Source organism: Anabaena sp. TISTR 8404 (genome assembly GCF_056847745.1).
Genome location: NZ_CP180578.1, coordinates 4,118,312 through 4,134,514, shown reverse-complemented (window position 1 = coordinate 4,134,514; position 16,203 = coordinate 4,118,312). Strand labels below are relative to the sequence as shown.

The following is a 16,203-nucleotide window of genomic DNA, read 5'->3' as shown; positions in this document are numbered from 1 at the left end:
AATTAATGATTGAGGACTTTAGCGACAGTTTGAACATCCTTATCACCTCTACCAGAGCAGTTAATGACAATGCGGGGGCTGCCATCTAACTGTGGACAGAGAGTTTCTAAATAGGCGATCGCATGAGAAGTTTCCAATGCGGGAATAATCCCTTCTAGTTGCGAAAGTCGCTGAAATGCTTCTAACGCTTGCTGATCAGTCACACTGTAATATTCAGCACGACCCAGATCCTTCAAATAACTATGCTCTGGCCCAACACCGGGATAATCTAATCCCGCACTAATCGAATGAGCTTCGATAACTTGACCATCATCATCTTGAAGAATGTAGCTCATCGCACCGTGTAGAACTCCTACTCTACCTAATGTGAGAGTCGCGGCGTGTTTGTCTGTATTCACGCCTTCTCCGGCTGCTTCTACACCAATTAGACGCACAGAAGGTTCATTGACAAACTCATGAAACAATCCGATCGCATTGGAACCACCACCCACACAAGCTAAAAGAATATCTGGTAGTTCGCCCCATTTCTCTTGAGCCTGTATGCGAGTTTCTTTACCAATCACAGCGTGGAAATCACGCACCAACATCGGATAAGGATGAGGGCCAGCTACAGAACCCAAAATATAATGGGTGGTTTCAACATTCGTTACCCAATCACGAATAGCTTCCGAAGTTGCATCTTTGAGAGTGCCAGTACCAGCTTCCACAGGGCGCACTTCTGCCCCCATCAACTTCATACGGAACACATTCAGGGCTTGCCGTTCCATGTCGTGGATGCCCATGTATATGACACATTCCAAGCCAAACCGCGCACACACGGTTGCAGTTGCTACACCATGCTGTCCTGCGCCTGTCTCGGCAATAATTCGCTGCTTGCCCATGCGTTTGGCTAACAATACCTGAGCCAATGCGTTGTTAATTTTGTGAGCGCCTGTATGATTTAAATCTTCCCGCTTTAAGTAAATTTGCGCCCCTGTACCATCAGGTCTGGCGTAGTGTGCCGTCAGACGTTCCGCGAAATATAACGGGCTGGGTCTGCCTACATAGTCTCGGAGTAAATTTTGTAACTCAGTTTGGAAGTTGGCATCATGACGATACTTTTCAATAGCTGCTTCCAACTCACTTAAGGCAGGCATTAAGGTTTCGGGTACATATTTACCGCCGAATTTTCCAAATCGGCCTAAAGAATCAGGTTGTGTAAATTTGTTCTTGATGTCTGGAGTGCTGACCACAGTCTAAAATCCTCTTAATTCTTTCAAAGGTATTGTTTCACGCAGAGGCGCAGTTGACTTTTTACTGTATCTGGAAAACCTCTCTCCAAACCTCTCTCCTATGAGGAGAGAGGCTTTGACTTCTCCCCATTCCCTTATAGGGAAGGGGGTTGGGGGGTTAGGTTTAGAATTGGTTTTTCCACATGAAGTGAAAAGTCATATACACAGAGAATGCAAAGATTTACTTAGCCAAACCAACAGGTTGTAGAGATATTGCTGATTTGAGTTCTCTACACAGTTGTTCTACTGCTTGTAGTCCTTGAGTTAGGCTACCTTCTGCGAGGCGTGTGACGAAGGCGCTACCAACAATGACTGCATCTGCGCCCCATTCTTTAACTTGAAGTGCTTGTTCTGGTGCGGAGATACCAAAGCCTACACCAATGGGTTTGTCGGTGACGCTGCGTAAGTCTGTGAGTAAGTGTTGTACACGATTCTGGATTTGAGAACGCATTCCGGTAACACCTGTGACGCTAACGAGATAGATAAAGCCTTGAGATTGACGAGCGATCGCATCAATCCTATCTTTAGAACTAGTAGGAGCTACAAGTAAAATCACTTCAATGCCAAAAGATGCGGCAGTTTGAATTAATTCTGCTGCTTCTTCTAAGGGTAAATCTGGTACTACTAAACCTTTCACGCCAACGTCAGCAATTAAGGCTAAAAACGATTTAATACCCCGATGCAAAATCGGATTGTAGTAAGTAAATAAAATGATTGGTGCTTTTAAAGTAGGAATTACGTCTTTGAGCATTTCTAGCACTTGCTCTAATTTGGTTCCTTTATTCAAGGCGCGAGTAGCTGCTGCTTGAATTACAGGCCCATCTGCTAAGGGGTCAGAGTAAGGAATACCCAATTCGATAAAGTCAGCACCATTGCGATCTAAAATGCGTAAAGCGTCGGCAGTAGTTTCTAAATCTGGGTCACCAGCTGTGATGAAGGGAATCAAGGCGCATTGTTGACGCTGGCGTAAAGATTGAAAGTTATTAGAGATAGTAGTCATAATTAGTAAATTGGCGTGAATACTTATCGTTAGGATAAGGCAGGAGGCAGAAGGCAGAAGGCAGGAGTAAAAATTAGACCTCTTGCATAAATCTTTTTTTGTCTCGCGCAAAGGCGCAAAGACGCAAAGGAAAGCTTGTAAATAGGTACTTTTGCAAGAAGTCTATTGTTTTAGCCTTGTTCATTTTTTCTTACATAATTTAGCTTTTTCCTGTCGTTTTACTTTAATTTTTGATTTTTATAAGAAAAGGTTCAGGGAGAAAGGATTTATCTTTCTCCTTGACCCAACTTCTGCAAAGAGTTGATTTAAAATTGGTGAGTTTTTCCTAATAAAATATGCACAGCATTTTCTACATCATTTTGTTTAACTAAAGACTCTCCAACTAAAACGGCTCTAGCACCAACTTCAGCAACAAAAGATAAATCAGCAGGTGTATAAATTCCTGACTCACTGACAACGGTGATATCTAGGCTTTGTAATTGTGGCTGTCGCTGTGATAAAAGCTGCTGTGTTGTTTGTAAATCAACTGTAAAATCTTCGAGGTTACGGTTGTTAATTCCGACTAAACGTAGGTTATCTAGTTGTAAAACTCGATCTAGTTCAGCTAAGGTATGAACTTCTACTAAAGCAGTCATACCCAAGTCATGAATGATTTGTAAAAAGCTTTGCAGTTCTTCGTCTGATAAGATGGCGGCAATTAATAAGACTGCATCTGCACCTGCTGTGCGTGCTAGATAAATTTGATAATGGTCAATGATGAACTCTTTGCATAATAGCGGTAATGTAACTTGCGATCGCACTAAACGCAAGTTATTAAAACTACCTTGAAAAAATTTTTCATCCGTGAGAACCGATAGACAAGCCGCACCACCATTTTGATATGATTGAGCGATCGCAACTGGATCAAAATCTGCTCTAATAATCCCACGACTGGGTGATGCCTTTTTAACTTCGGCAATTAAACTAGGTTGATAAGCGTTTTCCTGTAAGGCTTTCAAGAAATCTCGCACAGGCGGCGCAGCAGTTAACTGATTTTGGACAGCAGTTAAAGATACTTCCTGCTGCATTTGTGCAACTTCTTGCTGTTTATGCCAAACAATTTCTTCAAGGATATGTCGAGGCGAGACAACTTGTTTAGTCATAAATATTCTTTGCGCCTTTGCGCCTTTGCGTGAGGTAAATTAATCGCCGGATTTAGTAATAATTACATGAATATTGACTCTTTTGTTTGCGTATATGTCCGCACTACGTTTTTAATCATTGCTAGACCAACTTCTCCAGCTAAAGTCATGATTGATTCTGGATGAAACTGTACAGCTGCAATAGGAAGCGTTTGATGTTCAATACCCATGATTACTTCGTCTTCCGAAATCGCCGTTACTCTAAGTTCTTTAGGTAAACGTTGTGGTATCGCAAACAATGAATGGTATCTCCCAACAGTAAAAGATTCCGGTAAGCCTTGGAACATCACAGAATCAGACGCAGTGACGAAAACTCGTGAGGACTTACCATGCTGGGGATAGTTAAGCACTCCCAACTCTCCGCCAAAAGCCTCTACAATACCTTGCAACCCTAGACATACACCAAACAGAGGTATTTGACGACGGACGCAAGCAGCAACAGTCTCTGGAACTTTAAAATCATGAGGTCTACCAGGGCCAGGAGATAAGACAACTAAATCTGGGCGTTCTATATCGAACAGAGATTCAGGAAAACCATGACGAAGTGTGGTAACGCTTGCACCTGTAGAACGAATGTAATTAGCGAGTGTGTGAACAAATGAGTCTTCGTAGTCAATAAGTAAGATGCGTTTCCCAGGTTCAACATTCGGAACACATTTGCTCAAGTTCGTAGTGCTGCAATCGTCAATTTTTTCGTCTTTTTGTTTAGCACGACGAATTGTTTCAAATAATGCTGCACCTTTGGTAATTGTTTCTTGCTCTTCTGCTTGTGGTACAGAATCATACAAAAGAGTCGCACCCACGCGCACTTCTGCAATTGAATCTTGCAAGCGGATAGTTCGCAGAATTAATCCAGTGTTTAAATTACCATTGAAATTTAAATACCCAACTGCACCACCATACCAACGTCGGGCGCTGCGTTCATGCTGTTCGATAAATTGAATTGCGGCGCGTTTGGGTGCGCCGGTCACTGTAACAGCCCAAGTGTGGCTAAGAAAAGCATCTAAAGCATCAAACTCTGGCCGCAAGATACCTTCAACATGATCTACTGTATGGATGAGGTGACTATACAATTCAATTTGGCGACGACCAATAACTCGTACTGAACCTGGTTCGCAAATGCGGGACTTGTCATTGCGGTCTACGTCAGTACACATTGTCAACTCTGCTTCATCTTTGGGAGAGTTGAGTAAAGAGCGAATTTGTATAGCATCATCTAAAGCATCTTGTCCCCGGCTAATTGTGCCACTAATCGGACAAGTTTCTACACGGCGACCTTCAACTCGCACAAACATTTCTGGCGACGCACCGATAAGGTATTCGCCACCAAGATTAAAAATAAATCCGTAAGGACTGGGATTAATTTGTTTGAGAGTTTCAAATAAATTACTTGGTTGTTCTTCACAAGCTGTGAAAAAGTTTTGGCTGGGAACTACTTCAAATAAATCACCACGCCGGAAGTAGTCAAGGGCAAATTCAACTTGTTTGGCATATTCGCCAATTTGATGGTCAGCATTTTGTGTAGGAGTTAAGCGTTGACCTCGATAATCAACAGACTCGCCTGTGCGCGGCAGATTATAAGTGCTACCGTGTGCTGTAATAAAGTCGTATTCTAATCTAAAAGCTTTTTGCTGATAGTAGTCAACAACTATCAATTCGTCAGGTAAATATAGAACTAAATCTCGCTGATCTGTAGGACGTTCTAAACATGGCGCAATTGGTTCAAACTGAAATACTAAATCGTAACCAAATGCACCATATAATCCTAAATGTTCGTCTTCTTGACTAGAAAAGGTATGGAGAATTTCGCGGATAACTGTAAATGTTGAAGGTTGTTTACTACGTTCTTCTTCTGTAAAACATTGTTCTGTAGGTTTAACTAATCCAGTGATGCTGTTTTGGTTTTTAGTTATGTGATGAAGTTGTTGTACTTGGGATAAACGATCAAACAGCAAAGCTAACAAAATTTTACCGCGATCGTTTAGTGCTGTGAGCGTAAAACTATTTTCTCTTGTAGTTAATTCTAAAGGTGGATTAATGAATCCGATCGCCCATCGTTTATATCTGCCTGGATATTCGTAGCTGCTAGTTAATAAACCTCCGCGCTGAGAATTGAGGTAAAATAGAATTTCTTCAATGGCATTCTCCATCTTGACTTCTGTAATTGCACGAGAGATGCGCACGTTATCCAAGGTTGTGTAGGAATGGGATTCAGTAATCATAAATAAATTATTTAGAATTTTAGGAATCAACTTGGAACGATAAGAAAATTATGGAGCTAGAATATCTATTGATGTGTTTGTTAGATATTTGGTAATTAGAAAAACCTAATATCCTTTATTTAGACTACTCAAAATAAACTGGCCAATGAATGAACAATTTTTCGCACAAGATAACATTTTATTTGCGATTAATATCATTTTGTTTGGATGAATACAAGTTGATTAATTTTAATTTTTAGCCATGCTACTTTAGAAAGAAATTTCTATTTTTTGTATCTACCAAAAGATAAGTATTTATTTCTTAGTTAAATGCTCAAGAATTAACTGACAAACACTAGTAGCTTGTATAGATGAAGAATCAAGTAAATGAGTTTGTTGGCTAATCAATAATGGCGCTTCAGCGGTCGAAGGCGGAAGACAACCGTGTGAACCTTTAACTAAATCAGCGTCTAAAGGAATAACATCCAACAAGTAGCGAAAGCCTAATTTTTTCTGTAAAAGTTTCAATGCAATTTTGGCTTGCGGAACTTTAATTTGTGGGTCAATAAAAAGTTCTACAGGGTCGTAGCCAGGTTTGCGATGAATATCTACAGTTCTGGCAAAATCAGGAGCGCGAGAATCATCCAGCCAGTAATAATAGGTAAACCAAGCATCTGGTTGAGATACTGCGACTAACTCTCCTGAGCGAGAATGGTTGAGATGATAAGTTGGCTTTTCACTTTCGTCTAAAACTTGTGCAACTCCATCAATTTCTTCGAGCAGCGATCGCACTTTCGGTATATAAAAAGGATCATTCACATAAACGTGCGCCAGTTGATGGTCTGCAACTGCGAAGGCTTTACTCGCACCTGCATCTAGCAGTTCTCGTCCGAGTTCTTCTCTGACTGTTAATAAGCCGTTTTCTCGCAATACACGATTGAGATGTATAGGCTTAGATACCGATGTAATTCCGTATTCTGATAAGACTACGACTTGTGTGTCGCGTTTTTCGTAGTATTGAATCAAATCGCTGCAAACTGCGTCAATTTCTTGTAAATCTTTGGCTACTTTATCCGTATCAGTTCCGTATTTTTGTAAGCAGTAGTCTAGATGGGGTAGGTAAATCAGTGTTAGTGTTGGATTATGATGTTCTTCAACAAATTTTGCTGAGTCTGCAATCCATTGAGTAGAACGAATTGATGTATTAGGCCCCCAAAAGTTAAATAAAGGAAATTGACCTAGTTCTGATTGGAGTTGCGATCGCAAATTTTCTGGTTGAGTATAAATATCAGGGATTTTGCGTCCATCAGCAGGATACATCGGTCGGGGTGTAACTGCATAATCCACTGAGGAGTACATATTGTACCACCAGAATAAGTTGGCGCAGGTAAAGTTGGGGTCGATTTGTTTAGCAATATCCCACACTTTCGGAGCTTGAACTAATTTATTAGACTGTCGCCAAAATTTGATTTCACACTCGTCCCGAAAGTACCAACCGTTAGCAACAATTCCATGTTCATCAGGTGCTTTCCCTGTAAGGTAAGTTGCTTGTGCTGTACAGGTAACAGCAGGTAAAACGGGTTCTATTGTTACAGCTTTTCCAGAAGATTTCCAACGCGAGAGGAATGGTGTATGTTCGCCTATCAAGTTGGGTGTTAATCCGACTACATTGAGAACGACTGTTTTTTGCATAATAACCGCAAAGGAAGCAAAGGAAATATTTAACTATGAACTAATTTTTTTGTTAATAAATTTGTGAGAACCCATTCATATTCACGTTGAATTGATGCTGGTAAGTCTAGTTTCATTTCATCTGGTAAGACTTCCCAAGTGTAGGTTTCGATTTCTAAATGATTGCAGAAATGATTATCTTGTAGCATATTTAGAACATTTACAATATCGTCTTGGGTGGATTGTAATAGTTGATAATCACGCACAAAAATCGGAACGTGAAAGTGTATCCGCCATTCTTCATCTGTGGGATTTTCTAAGTTTGGCAAGGCGGTTTCTAAGTCTGAGTAGTGAATTAGTCTGTTATTATTTGTCCGAGCAATTACTTGATGTAAATATGTTGATTCAGCGAAAGGTTTCAATTTTTCTAATATCAACTGTCGTTGTTGTGCATCTTTGGGTATGTTGACTTGCAAGGCTGCACTAATCTGAATTTTGCCGATTTGAATTCCCGCAGCTTGAAACTTCTGTAAAACTGAGATGGGATTTTCGTACTCTACAGCAAAATGACAAGTGTCGTAACAAACTCTTACATGGTCTAGGATGTATTGTTCGGCAGTTTCTTGAGTAATTCCTAAATGTTTTGTTAAATAACCTCCAGCAATTGGTAATAAATATCTTTGGAAATACTCAATTACTTCGTCTGCATTTTCAACTAAGCCATCTGGTTCCGGTTCTAAATCTATATGTAATAATTTTCCTTGTTCAGTCCGGATATGTATCATTTGTTTTACTAATTGTGCTATTTGCAAACTAGCACTTTCCATGACTGAATTTTGAACAAATTGATTTCCTTTGAACCAAGGTTTGTAAGATAAAGGTAATGTGGAAATGCTACCTTCTATATCAGGTGGTAACAATTCCGCAAGAATTTGCATCAATTGTAATGTATAGTCTAAGCGTTCTTGCTTTGACCAATCTGGTGCATAAACTTGATCTTTGACTATTTGCCGATGAAATTGTCCATAGGGAAAGCCATTTAAAGTAAATACATATAAATCTTGTTCAGTTAACCACGACTGAAACTGAGATAAAGTATTTCCTTGAAGTAATTCTTTAGCTGCTATGGCTGCTAAACGTAAGCCAATACCAAATGGTTTATCTGGTGATAATTTTGCTTTAAGTAATGGAAGATATTGCTGTAGATTAGCAAAAACTTTTTCCCACTCTTCGCCAGGGTGAATGTTAGTGCAGTATGTGAGGTGAAAGCTTTTGTCAGTTCCTATTTTCATCTGTCACCTCTGTTTATTGTAACTATGTTCTGTTGTTGGTCAAAATCAAGCAGTAGAGATATTGCTTGTTTGTACAAAGATAAATCTACTTCGTGAACTTCAATTCCTTTCCCAATTCTTTGTAGCAATGTTAGGGTTAATTCGCCACCTAAATGTTCTCTAAATTCGGTCAAACCTCGGAATAGACAACGAGTATTTTCCGGTGATGATTGTTCAGCTAGTTCTGGTACATATAAGGTAAAACCTAACCCTGCAAGTGTGGTTAATATCTTTTGCCATTCGCTATGAGATAGCATTCCGAGAAGGTAAGAATAGGTACTATCTAAAGCAATACCAATTGCTACAGCTTCGCCATGTCGTAATCTATAGTCTGTCAATTGTTCTAATTTATGTGCAGCCCAATGTCCAAAATCTAGAGGACGGGATGAACCCATTTCAAAAGGATCGCCTGCTTTGGCAATATGTTCTAGGTGTAACTGGGCGCAACGATAAATTATTTGCTGCATACTATCCATGTCACGCTGGGCGAGGGCGGTGGTGTGATTATGGATAAAATCAAATAAGTGAGCATCTTTAATTAATGCTACTTTTACAGCTTCAGCAATTCCAGAACGCCAATCGCGATCGCATAATGTAGTCAAGAAGTCTAAATCATTGATTACTGCATAAGGTGGGGCGAATGTGCCTAAAAAGTTCTTTTTACCAAAGGCGTTGATACCGTTTTTCACTCCGATACCAGAATCGTTCTGCGCTAATACTGTTGTTGGAATGCGGATGAGGCGCACTCCCCGATGTGCTGTTGCAGCTGCATAGCCTACCAAATCCAATACCGCACCACCGCCAATTCCTAATAAGTAAGAATGACGACATATTCCTGCGGCTTCAATCAGTTGGTGGATTTGTTCTAATAATTTTGGTTCATTTTTTGCCGCTTCTCCTCCTGGAATTAGCATCGGTTCAGCAGCTAATGTGATCACTTCTGCATAAAAATTTGCATAGTTAGCGATTTGCGATAATAAATCTGGCCAAAACTCTAATAACCCGGCATCGACTAACGCTAAAATTTTCTTAGGTTTCTTGTCGCCATCAGCTGCGATCGCCTGTGCTAATGTAGGATTTTTGAGATTAAATATATTATTAGTAAAGTGAACTTCATAATTAAATTTAACTGCAACAGTTTGTTGTATAGATTGCAGCGTAAATTTAGTTTTTTGCTGGACATCAACTATCATATTTTTGCGTTTATCAAATTTTAGCTAAAACAATTGTTTGTTTGAAAAAATGCTTGAGTCTTTTCAAATTCTTGAATTAATTTCTCCCGGTCTTTTTGCGCTACTAGTTTTGCCAAACGGCTATAAGTCTGAGCTAAAGATTTGATTGCGTGACATCTTTCTTCGGTAGCTAACATAATGTCAACACATAAATTAGGATTTTGGCAAAATAGCCGTTTCAATATTTCAATTTCTTGACGAAAGCTAGGGGAGGAAATTGATAAGCTCTGCTCTAAATCAATGTTTGCTTGTGCTAGAACAACTCCAAGGCTAAGTCTACAAAAATGCTGTGTTGCTTGAATATACACCATCATGCGATCGTGTTCTTCTGGTGTAAAGGTGATTAATTCCGCACCTTGGTTTTGCAAGAAGTCTAATAACCATTGAAATGATTCATGATTACGTCCAGGACAAATTACTACTTTTTGTTCCCAAAAAGATTTGATACTTGGCCCAAACATCGGGTGTAATCCTATAACTGGGCCAGTATGATGTAGCAACATTGCTTGAGTTGGCTGAGTTTTAATACTTGTGATGTCACACAAAGCTGTATTAGGAGATAAGTATTTAGCTGTACGCTGAATAACTTCAACTGTATGTTTAATAGGAACGCTGATTAATACTAAGTCTGTATTCTTTAACAGTTGGTCTGCATAATCCCAATCTTCTTGTTCGAGAACATTTACTTTATGGCCTACTGCTAAAAGTTTTTCTCGAAATAACTTGCCCATCCTACCACGTCCACCAATGATTGTAATTTGTCGGGATTTGACATCTTTCATTGATGCTAATTTTGGGTTAAGTGAGGATTGCAAAACCATGTGCTAGTCTCCAATTTTCAAAAATTTATTCTTTGAGACTTGATGCGTTAAGTTACGGCAAATATTTTGGCTAATAACATGGAAATTGGCAGAAGACTCAAAACTAATAAACCGTAGGGTAAACCTGCAAAACCAGCAGCTACAGTTGTATCTAAAATAATTAGTGATAATACACCAGCTTTAACTGCAATCTTGATTTGTTCTGGAGTAGGTTTGCTTACTGCTTTGATAAAAGGTAGTAATACTCGAATAGCTAATAAGATTAAGAAGGGAAAAGCAGCGATAACTTGATAGTTTGTAAGCCATCCTAATCCCAAAATTCCGACAATAACTGCGACTATGAGCAATACTGCGATGATGCCTGTGCTGTGTTTTGCGCCATGTACTTCACCTCGACTGAGGGCAGTAATTGCAGCTATGTAAACTATAGGAATTAAAGCTAAAAACCAAGAATTTTCTAAGGCTGCGGGGACGACACTCACTCCTAGTAATAAGTTACCCCCTCGGCACAGTCCCATATTAATCGGGCCAAAAATTGGGTGATGCTTGGCGATCGCATCATATAATAATGCAGCGGTGGCGATCGCTATTGCAAATATCCCGCTCAACCACGAAACTTGTGCCGCAGCCACTATACCAACAATCAACAATATACTCCCTAGGATAGTTGCGCCTGTGCGAGAAGCTCTACCGCTGGGAATCGGTCTTTCTGGACGTTCTTCGGCATCTAATTCGGCATCAAATACATCATTAAATACGATACCGCCACCGTATAAGCCAGTGGTTGCGAGGATTAACCATAACAGTGGTGTGAGATTTGCTTCTACAAAGTACCCGGAAGCAGCAAAGCCAGCCATAATATCTGCCCAGGCGGTGATAATATTAGCAGGTCGGAGTAATTGCAGATATGCCCAGAAGCGGTAAGAGTTGAGGATGGCGGTGTTCATATTTTTATTCACGCAGAGGCGCAAAGGCGCAGAGAGGTTTTTGAGTTTATTCAATTAGTGCGTATTCATGATGCGACTCTACCAATGGTTCTTGTCCTCGGAGGACGGAATTGTCGCTGAATGTTTGTCGTTGGTCGATGGGTGGGAGGTTGAGCCAGTCTGATTCTTGCATTTGACCACTTTGACTGTATGCAGCAAGGGCATTTTGATAACAAACTTTCTGCACATCAGTTTCGGGAATGCCACGTTCTAGCATGAGTAGGGCAGTTTTCGGTACAGCCAGAGGATCGCTTACTCCCCAGTCAGCGCTACTATCGACAATGATGCGATCGCTACCATATTGACGGACAATTTCTACCATACGGGCATTCCCCATTTTAGTATTGGGGTAAATTGTGAATGCTGCCCAAAAGCCTCTATCTAAAACTTCGGCCACAGTTTCTTCGTTGTTATGATCAACAATCACCTGCGATGGTTTTAAACCGTGTTCAATGCAGACATCCATACTGCGCCTTGTACCCGCTTTTTTATCGCGGTGTGGTGTATGAATCATCACCAACATATCTAGTTCTTTAGCAAGTTCTAGCTGGAGGCGGAAATATTTGTCTTCGGCGGGTGTCATATCGTCGTAGCCAATTTCGCCAATGGCAACTACACCTTCTTTGCAAGCATACAACGGTAATAGTTCCATCACTTGCTCTGCTAAGGCTTCGTTGTTAGCTTCTTTGGAGTTCAAGCCAATTGTGCAGTAATGTTTAATCCCAAATTGTGAAGCCCGAAATCTTTCCCAACCAACTAAACTGCTGAAGTAATCTTGGAAGGAACCAACATTAGTACGCGGTTGTCCAAACCAGAAAGCTGGTTCAATTACTGCCACAATTCCTGACTTCCGCATCTGCTGATAATCATCAGTGGTGCGAGAACTCATGTGAATATGAGGGTCAATAAACATCATATTGTTAGTACTCATAGATATTTTTGTGATTTTATACAGCTTGTTGAATAGCGATCGCTTTTTGCAAGTCTTCTAAAATACCAGCATCAGTAAATTTTTCTACTAATGGCCAAATTTCCACCGAAACTGAGCGGTTAGCACTTTGACGTTCGTGAGCATAATCAATTAGCATCCTCGCCAATTCTGAGTTCGCACGCACATCCAAACCTTGAATTAGATGCAACGGACTACCCACAAATAACGCTTTCAGCACCATCTGATTCCATGCCAAATTATCAAAATACTCAGATGGATAGGGATTATGTAAGGCTACAGCATTAAATAACGCTGTCATATTGCTGCGAATTCCTTCCGCTGCCCGCTTTTGCAACTTTTCTGGGTAAGGTAATAAAGGTAAAGCTTGATAAAGTGCGACTAATTCGCCAACATCAGCGGCTGTAAATACTTGTTCTAAAGAGTATAAATATTTCTCAGAATTTGCTTGTGCCAGAGTTAATACTAGTAATGTACGCGCCGCTTGATCTACACTCCAATTTCCAGGAGACCAACCCAGCCGAATTGCTGAAGCAGTGTTAATGTCTTGAGCAGTTAACTTTAGTTGATGTTTGCTTGTATAACGAGGCACTCTACTAAAAGCACTAAAAAATACTCGTATATTAGCACCGCTGTTTATTTGCTCACTGATTTCATCCAGCCAAGTAACAGCCTCTTGAGTAACTTGTCGTGCTACCCAGTGATTTAATAACTCATTAATATTAGTTATTTTGTCATCAATTACAGCAGTCATATATACACCTTAGAAAAAAGTATGAAGTCTGAAGGATGAAGTATAAAGTCTCAATTTCATCCTTCATTCTTCTTAGTTCCTATTTTTTAAATAGAAACTTTTTCCGGTTCTGTTTCTAAACCAAGAACTAATTTTTGTTGCCTATTTTTACGCCATTTAGCAGCAGCAGCACCCAGTCCAAATAACCCCATGCCTAACATTGCGCTTGGCTCTGGTACTTCGTTTCTACCTTCAACGCTCAATACTTGCACACGACCTTGAAAGAAATCGCCGACATAGAGTTTGCCATCTTTATAGGCTGTACCACCAGTCCAGTTAAATCTGCCTGGTGTAAGGTCGAGGGGGTCGCCAAAGGGCGGCTCACCTAATTGAGGAGGCGGTACAATTTCGCCAGAAGCATTAAGGGCTGGTTCGCCAAATGCTGTCAAGAAGTTACCGTTTTTATCAAATACCTGAATGCGGCTATTGATAGAATCAGCCACATAGATATTTTCAAACTCGTCTACTTCAATGCCAATTGGTTGATTGAACTGTCCTGGCCCTGTGCCTTGCGTACCAAAGGTCAAAATCGGGTCGCCTTCTGGAGTGAGTACCTGAACCCGATTATTAAACTGGTCACTCACATAGAAATTTCCACTGACTGGAGAAATTCTGACACCTGCTGGCCCTTGAAACTGTCCAGGTGCAGTACCAGATGTACCAATAGACCCAAGAAGCTCACCATCGGGCGTATATTTGTTGATTTTATCGCCGCTAAAATCTCCTATATAAACATTACCTTGTTTGTCAAATGTCACACCAGAAGGGCCAAAGAAAGCCCTACCAGGGATAAGACCACCAAATGAGCCAAAGGAGTTAATAAAGTTACCCTGAGGATCGTAGACATTAACACGGTTGTTAAAAACATCACCTACATACAAATTCCCTGTTTGGGGAGAGATTTCTAAAGCTGATGGCTCGTCGAATTCTCCTGGGCCTGTGCCACCTCTGCCAATTGCACCTATATAGTTACCTTGAGGGTTGAATACTTCGACGCGGTTGCCGATATCTGGATTAAAACTGCCATCTGGGTTAAGACCACGACCGTTACTTATCAAGGTGTTTCCAGCGCTATCTACGGTGATGCCTTGAGGTACAAACAACTGTCCAGGAGCAAAGCCGGGGCTACCAATGCTACGTTCGTATTTTAAAGTTAACGATAAAGCTTGAGCAGAGCTTGCCAGCACCATAAATCCGGTACTAACAAAGGCGATCGCAAAATGTTTTACTAATCCCATGAGTTTTACAGTTCTGGTTGATGAGTTATACTCTTTGCTAGATAAATCTTGTTCCCAGACCCCGTTTGGGAAAGTGAAAATTCGGACTGCTGCCTTCTGTGAGGTCTACAACTTTCGCAGTGAGGTAGCAGTCCATTCTGTTAGTAAAAGAATTAGACCATCTGTGCTTTGGCTAAGGCTTCGCGTTTACGCTTCTTCGCCATTGCAGCTTTACCAAAAGCAGCAGCTACAAGTGTCCCGGCAATGGTAGCGGGTTCGGGAACTGGTTCTGAGCCGCCTGAGTTGGGATTAATTCTGACGATTTGGCCTGTACCTGCAAGTCTAGCGCGGTTGGAGATGTATAAATTACCATCAGGGCCGTAAGTGATTCCAGAAGCTGCTTCTAGGCCATCACCACTCCAAATGGTAGTGCGAGTACCATCAGTACCTATTTTAATTACTGAGCCACTAATATCACCAGTAATAATCCCGCCCTGCTGAATTGCTTTCCACTCAGAAACATTGATGTGTTGCAAGGCATATAAGTTACCTTCTGGGTCGTAGGCAACACCCGTTAGCTGAGTAAAACCATCAGCGATAACTTCGGTACTCAAATCATCGGGATTAACTGAGAAAATCCGGGCTTCGCCTTCTGGATAAGGGAAGTATGTGTATTCGCTAATGGTTAAACTGCCATCTGGAGCAACTGCAATTCCTGTGGGTACTGATTGATTTGATACTGGTAAACCGTTAGAACCAGTTGTATAACCTGGAGGTAGTGGTGCGCCTCCTGTGGGATCTACTGTTCCTTCAGGAAGTGTCGGAAATTCCAGGCTATCTGGTGGTAGGAGTTTCGGAGGTAATGCAGCAACATTCTTAATCCCACTACCATCAAGTCCTACAGAGTAAAGCGTATTTCCTCCGCCATCAACAACAAAAGCATTGTCCCCCTTAATTGCAAAAGCATAAGGGTTAGAAATTATATCTGAGCCATCAGGATTATTGTTGAGTTCATAAGCGCCAAAATCAGCAAGAGTTGTTAGTCCGCCAGTCTTTAAGTCTACCTTGTATAATTTGCCAAGGTCAGGCGCTTTTAACACTGTATCTCTGTTAGCGGGATTACCAGCCAAACCTGTTAATAAATAAGCATTACCTTTAGAATCAAATTTAAAGTCTGCGGGGCCTGCTGCTTGTTCCCCAGAAGGTGATAATGCTAAAGAAGTCAGACCGGACAGAACATTTTTTCTGGTACCGTCTTTGGCAATTTTAATTAAGGAACCATTCTGAGCGGCACACAAAGGTATATATGACGAGCTTGGTGATGGGATACATCTTCCATCACTGCCATCACCACCGAAACCACTTTCTGTGACGTAAATATTACCGTCAGGATCAAAGGCTAAATTGCGTGGGTTATTTAGACCATCGGCTACAACTGTTAAACTAGCAGCTTCGGCTGCTTGTGTTCCAGCAACGACGGCAATACCAACACTAAAAAGTGTAATAGTTAAATGTTTGAGTTTCATTTGTCGTAAGTTGTGTATTAGTAA

At 40.8% G+C, this 16,203-nt stretch carries 13 protein-coding genes; all 13 read right to left on the bottom strand.

Annotated features, from left to right (window positions below; all coding sequences use genetic code 11):
• Positions 1 to 2: 2 nt before the first annotated feature.
• The 13 genes from trpB to ACMX3D_RS17800 all read right to left on the bottom strand — a co-directional run bounded on the left by trpB (position 3) and on the right by ACMX3D_RS17800 (position 16,179).
• A complete protein-coding gene (gene trpB, locus ACMX3D_RS17860) occupies positions 3 to 1,232 on the bottom strand; it encodes a tryptophan synthase subunit beta (protein ID WP_482747217.1) in 1,230 nt (409 codons plus the stop codon).
• Between the two features lie 220 nt (positions 1,233 to 1,452).
• On the bottom strand, positions 1,453 to 2,271 hold the full coding sequence (gene trpA / locus ACMX3D_RS17855) for a tryptophan synthase subunit alpha (protein WP_482747216.1): 819 nt from the start codon (positions 2,269 to 2,271) through the stop codon (positions 1,453 to 1,455).
• Between the two features lie 305 nt (positions 2,272 to 2,576).
• On the bottom strand, positions 2,577 to 3,413 hold the full coding sequence (gene trpC, locus ACMX3D_RS17850) for an indole-3-glycerol phosphate synthase TrpC (protein ID WP_482747215.1): 837 nt from the start codon (positions 3,411 to 3,413) through the stop codon (positions 2,577 to 2,579).
• 62 nt (positions 3,414 to 3,475) lie between these two features.
• Positions 3,476 to 5,674: an anthranilate synthase gene (locus tag ACMX3D_RS17845; RefSeq protein ID WP_482747214.1), complete on the bottom strand. Its 2,199-nt coding sequence runs from the start codon at positions 5,672 to 5,674 to the stop codon at positions 3,476 to 3,478.
• Between the two features lie 294 nt (positions 5,675 to 5,968).
• A complete protein-coding gene (locus tag ACMX3D_RS17840) occupies positions 5,969 to 7,345 on the bottom strand; it encodes an alkaline phosphatase family protein (RefSeq protein ID WP_482747213.1) in 1,377 nt (458 codons plus the stop codon).
• Positions 7,346 to 7,374: 29 nt separating this feature from the next.
• On the bottom strand, positions 7,375 to 8,616 hold the full coding sequence (gene eboE, locus ACMX3D_RS17835; protein WP_482747212.1) for a metabolite traffic protein EboE: 1,242 nt from the start codon (positions 8,614 to 8,616) through the stop codon (positions 7,375 to 7,377).
• On the bottom strand, positions 8,613 to 9,848 hold the full coding sequence (locus ACMX3D_RS17830) for a 3-dehydroquinate synthase (RefSeq protein ID WP_482747211.1): 1,236 nt from the start codon (positions 9,846 to 9,848) through the stop codon (positions 8,613 to 8,615). Before ACMX3D_RS17830 ends, eboE begins: the two co-directional genes overlap by 4 nt.
• A 20-nt stretch (positions 9,849 to 9,868) precedes the next feature.
• Complete coding sequence (gene tyrA / locus ACMX3D_RS17825; protein WP_482747210.1) at positions 9,869 to 10,708, bottom strand: bifunctional chorismate mutase/prephenate dehydrogenase; 840 nt, start codon at positions 10,706 to 10,708, stop codon at positions 9,869 to 9,871.
• A 47-nt stretch (positions 10,709 to 10,755) separates the two neighbouring features.
• Positions 10,756 to 11,655 carry a UbiA-like protein EboC gene (eboC, locus tag ACMX3D_RS17820; protein WP_482747209.1) on the bottom strand — a complete coding sequence of 300 codons (900 nt, stop codon included), beginning with the start codon at positions 11,653 to 11,655 and terminating at the stop codon, positions 10,756 to 10,758.
• Between the two features lie 46 nt (positions 11,656 to 11,701).
• Complete coding sequence (locus ACMX3D_RS17815) at positions 11,702 to 12,625, bottom strand: TatD family hydrolase (protein WP_482747208.1); 924 nt, start codon at positions 12,623 to 12,625, stop codon at positions 11,702 to 11,704.
• Positions 12,626 to 12,641: 16 nt separating this feature from the next.
• Positions 12,642 to 13,397, bottom strand: coding sequence for an EboA family metabolite traffic protein (locus ACMX3D_RS17810; RefSeq protein ID WP_482747207.1), 756 nt, complete (start codon positions 13,395 to 13,397; stop codon positions 12,642 to 12,644).
• 86 nt (positions 13,398 to 13,483) lie between these two features.
• Positions 13,484 to 14,674, bottom strand: coding sequence for a scytonemin biosynthesis PEP-CTERM protein ScyF (gene scyF / locus ACMX3D_RS17805; RefSeq protein ID WP_482747206.1), 1,191 nt, complete (start codon positions 14,672 to 14,674; stop codon positions 13,484 to 13,486).
• 152 nt (positions 14,675 to 14,826) lie between these two features.
• Positions 14,827 to 16,179 (bottom strand): ScyD/ScyE family protein, encoded by a 1,353-nt coding sequence (locus ACMX3D_RS17800; protein WP_482747205.1) that lies wholly within the window; start codon positions 16,177 to 16,179, stop codon positions 14,827 to 14,829.
• Positions 16,180 to 16,203: the final 24 nt, after the last annotated feature.

Bases quoted from the DNA above. Each gene is read 5' to 3' on its own strand.
- ACMX3D_RS17840 (WP_482747213.1), bottom strand. From the start codon at position 7,345: ATGCAAAAAACAGTCGTTCTCAATGTAGTCGGATTAACACCCAACTTG.
- ACMX3D_RS17830 (WP_482747211.1), bottom strand. From the start codon at position 9,848: ATGATAGTTGATGTCCAGCAAAAAACTAAATTTACGCTGCAATCTATA.
- trpA (WP_482747216.1), bottom strand. From the start codon at position 2,271: ATGACTACTATCTCTAATAACTTTCAATCTTTACGCCAGCGTCAACAA.
- tyrA (WP_482747210.1), bottom strand. From the start codon at position 10,708: ATGGTTTTGCAATCCTCACTTAACCCAAAATTAGCATCAATGAAAGAT.
- ACMX3D_RS17815 (WP_482747208.1), bottom strand. From the start codon at position 12,625: ATGAGTACTAACAATATGATGTTTATTGACCCTCATATTCACATGAGT.
- eboC (WP_482747209.1), bottom strand. From the start codon at position 11,655: ATGAACACCGCCATCCTCAACTCTTACCGCTTCTGGGCATATCTGCAA.
- ACMX3D_RS17845 (WP_482747214.1), bottom strand. From the start codon at position 5,674: ATGATTACTGAATCCCATTCCTACACAACCTTGGATAACGTGCGCATC.
- ACMX3D_RS17800 (WP_482747205.1), bottom strand. From the start codon at position 16,179: ATGAAACTCAAACATTTAACTATTACACTTTTTAGTGTTGGTATTGCC.
- scyF (WP_482747206.1), bottom strand. From the start codon at position 14,674: ATGGGATTAGTAAAACATTTTGCGATCGCCTTTGTTAGTACCGGATTT.
- ACMX3D_RS17810 (WP_482747207.1), bottom strand. From the start codon at position 13,397: ATGACTGCTGTAATTGATGACAAAATAACTAATATTAATGAGTTATTA.
- eboE (WP_482747212.1), bottom strand. From the start codon at position 8,616: ATGAAAATAGGAACTGACAAAAGCTTTCACCTCACATACTGCACTAAC.
- trpC (WP_482747215.1), bottom strand. From the start codon at position 3,413: ATGACTAAACAAGTTGTCTCGCCTCGACATATCCTTGAAGAAATTGTT.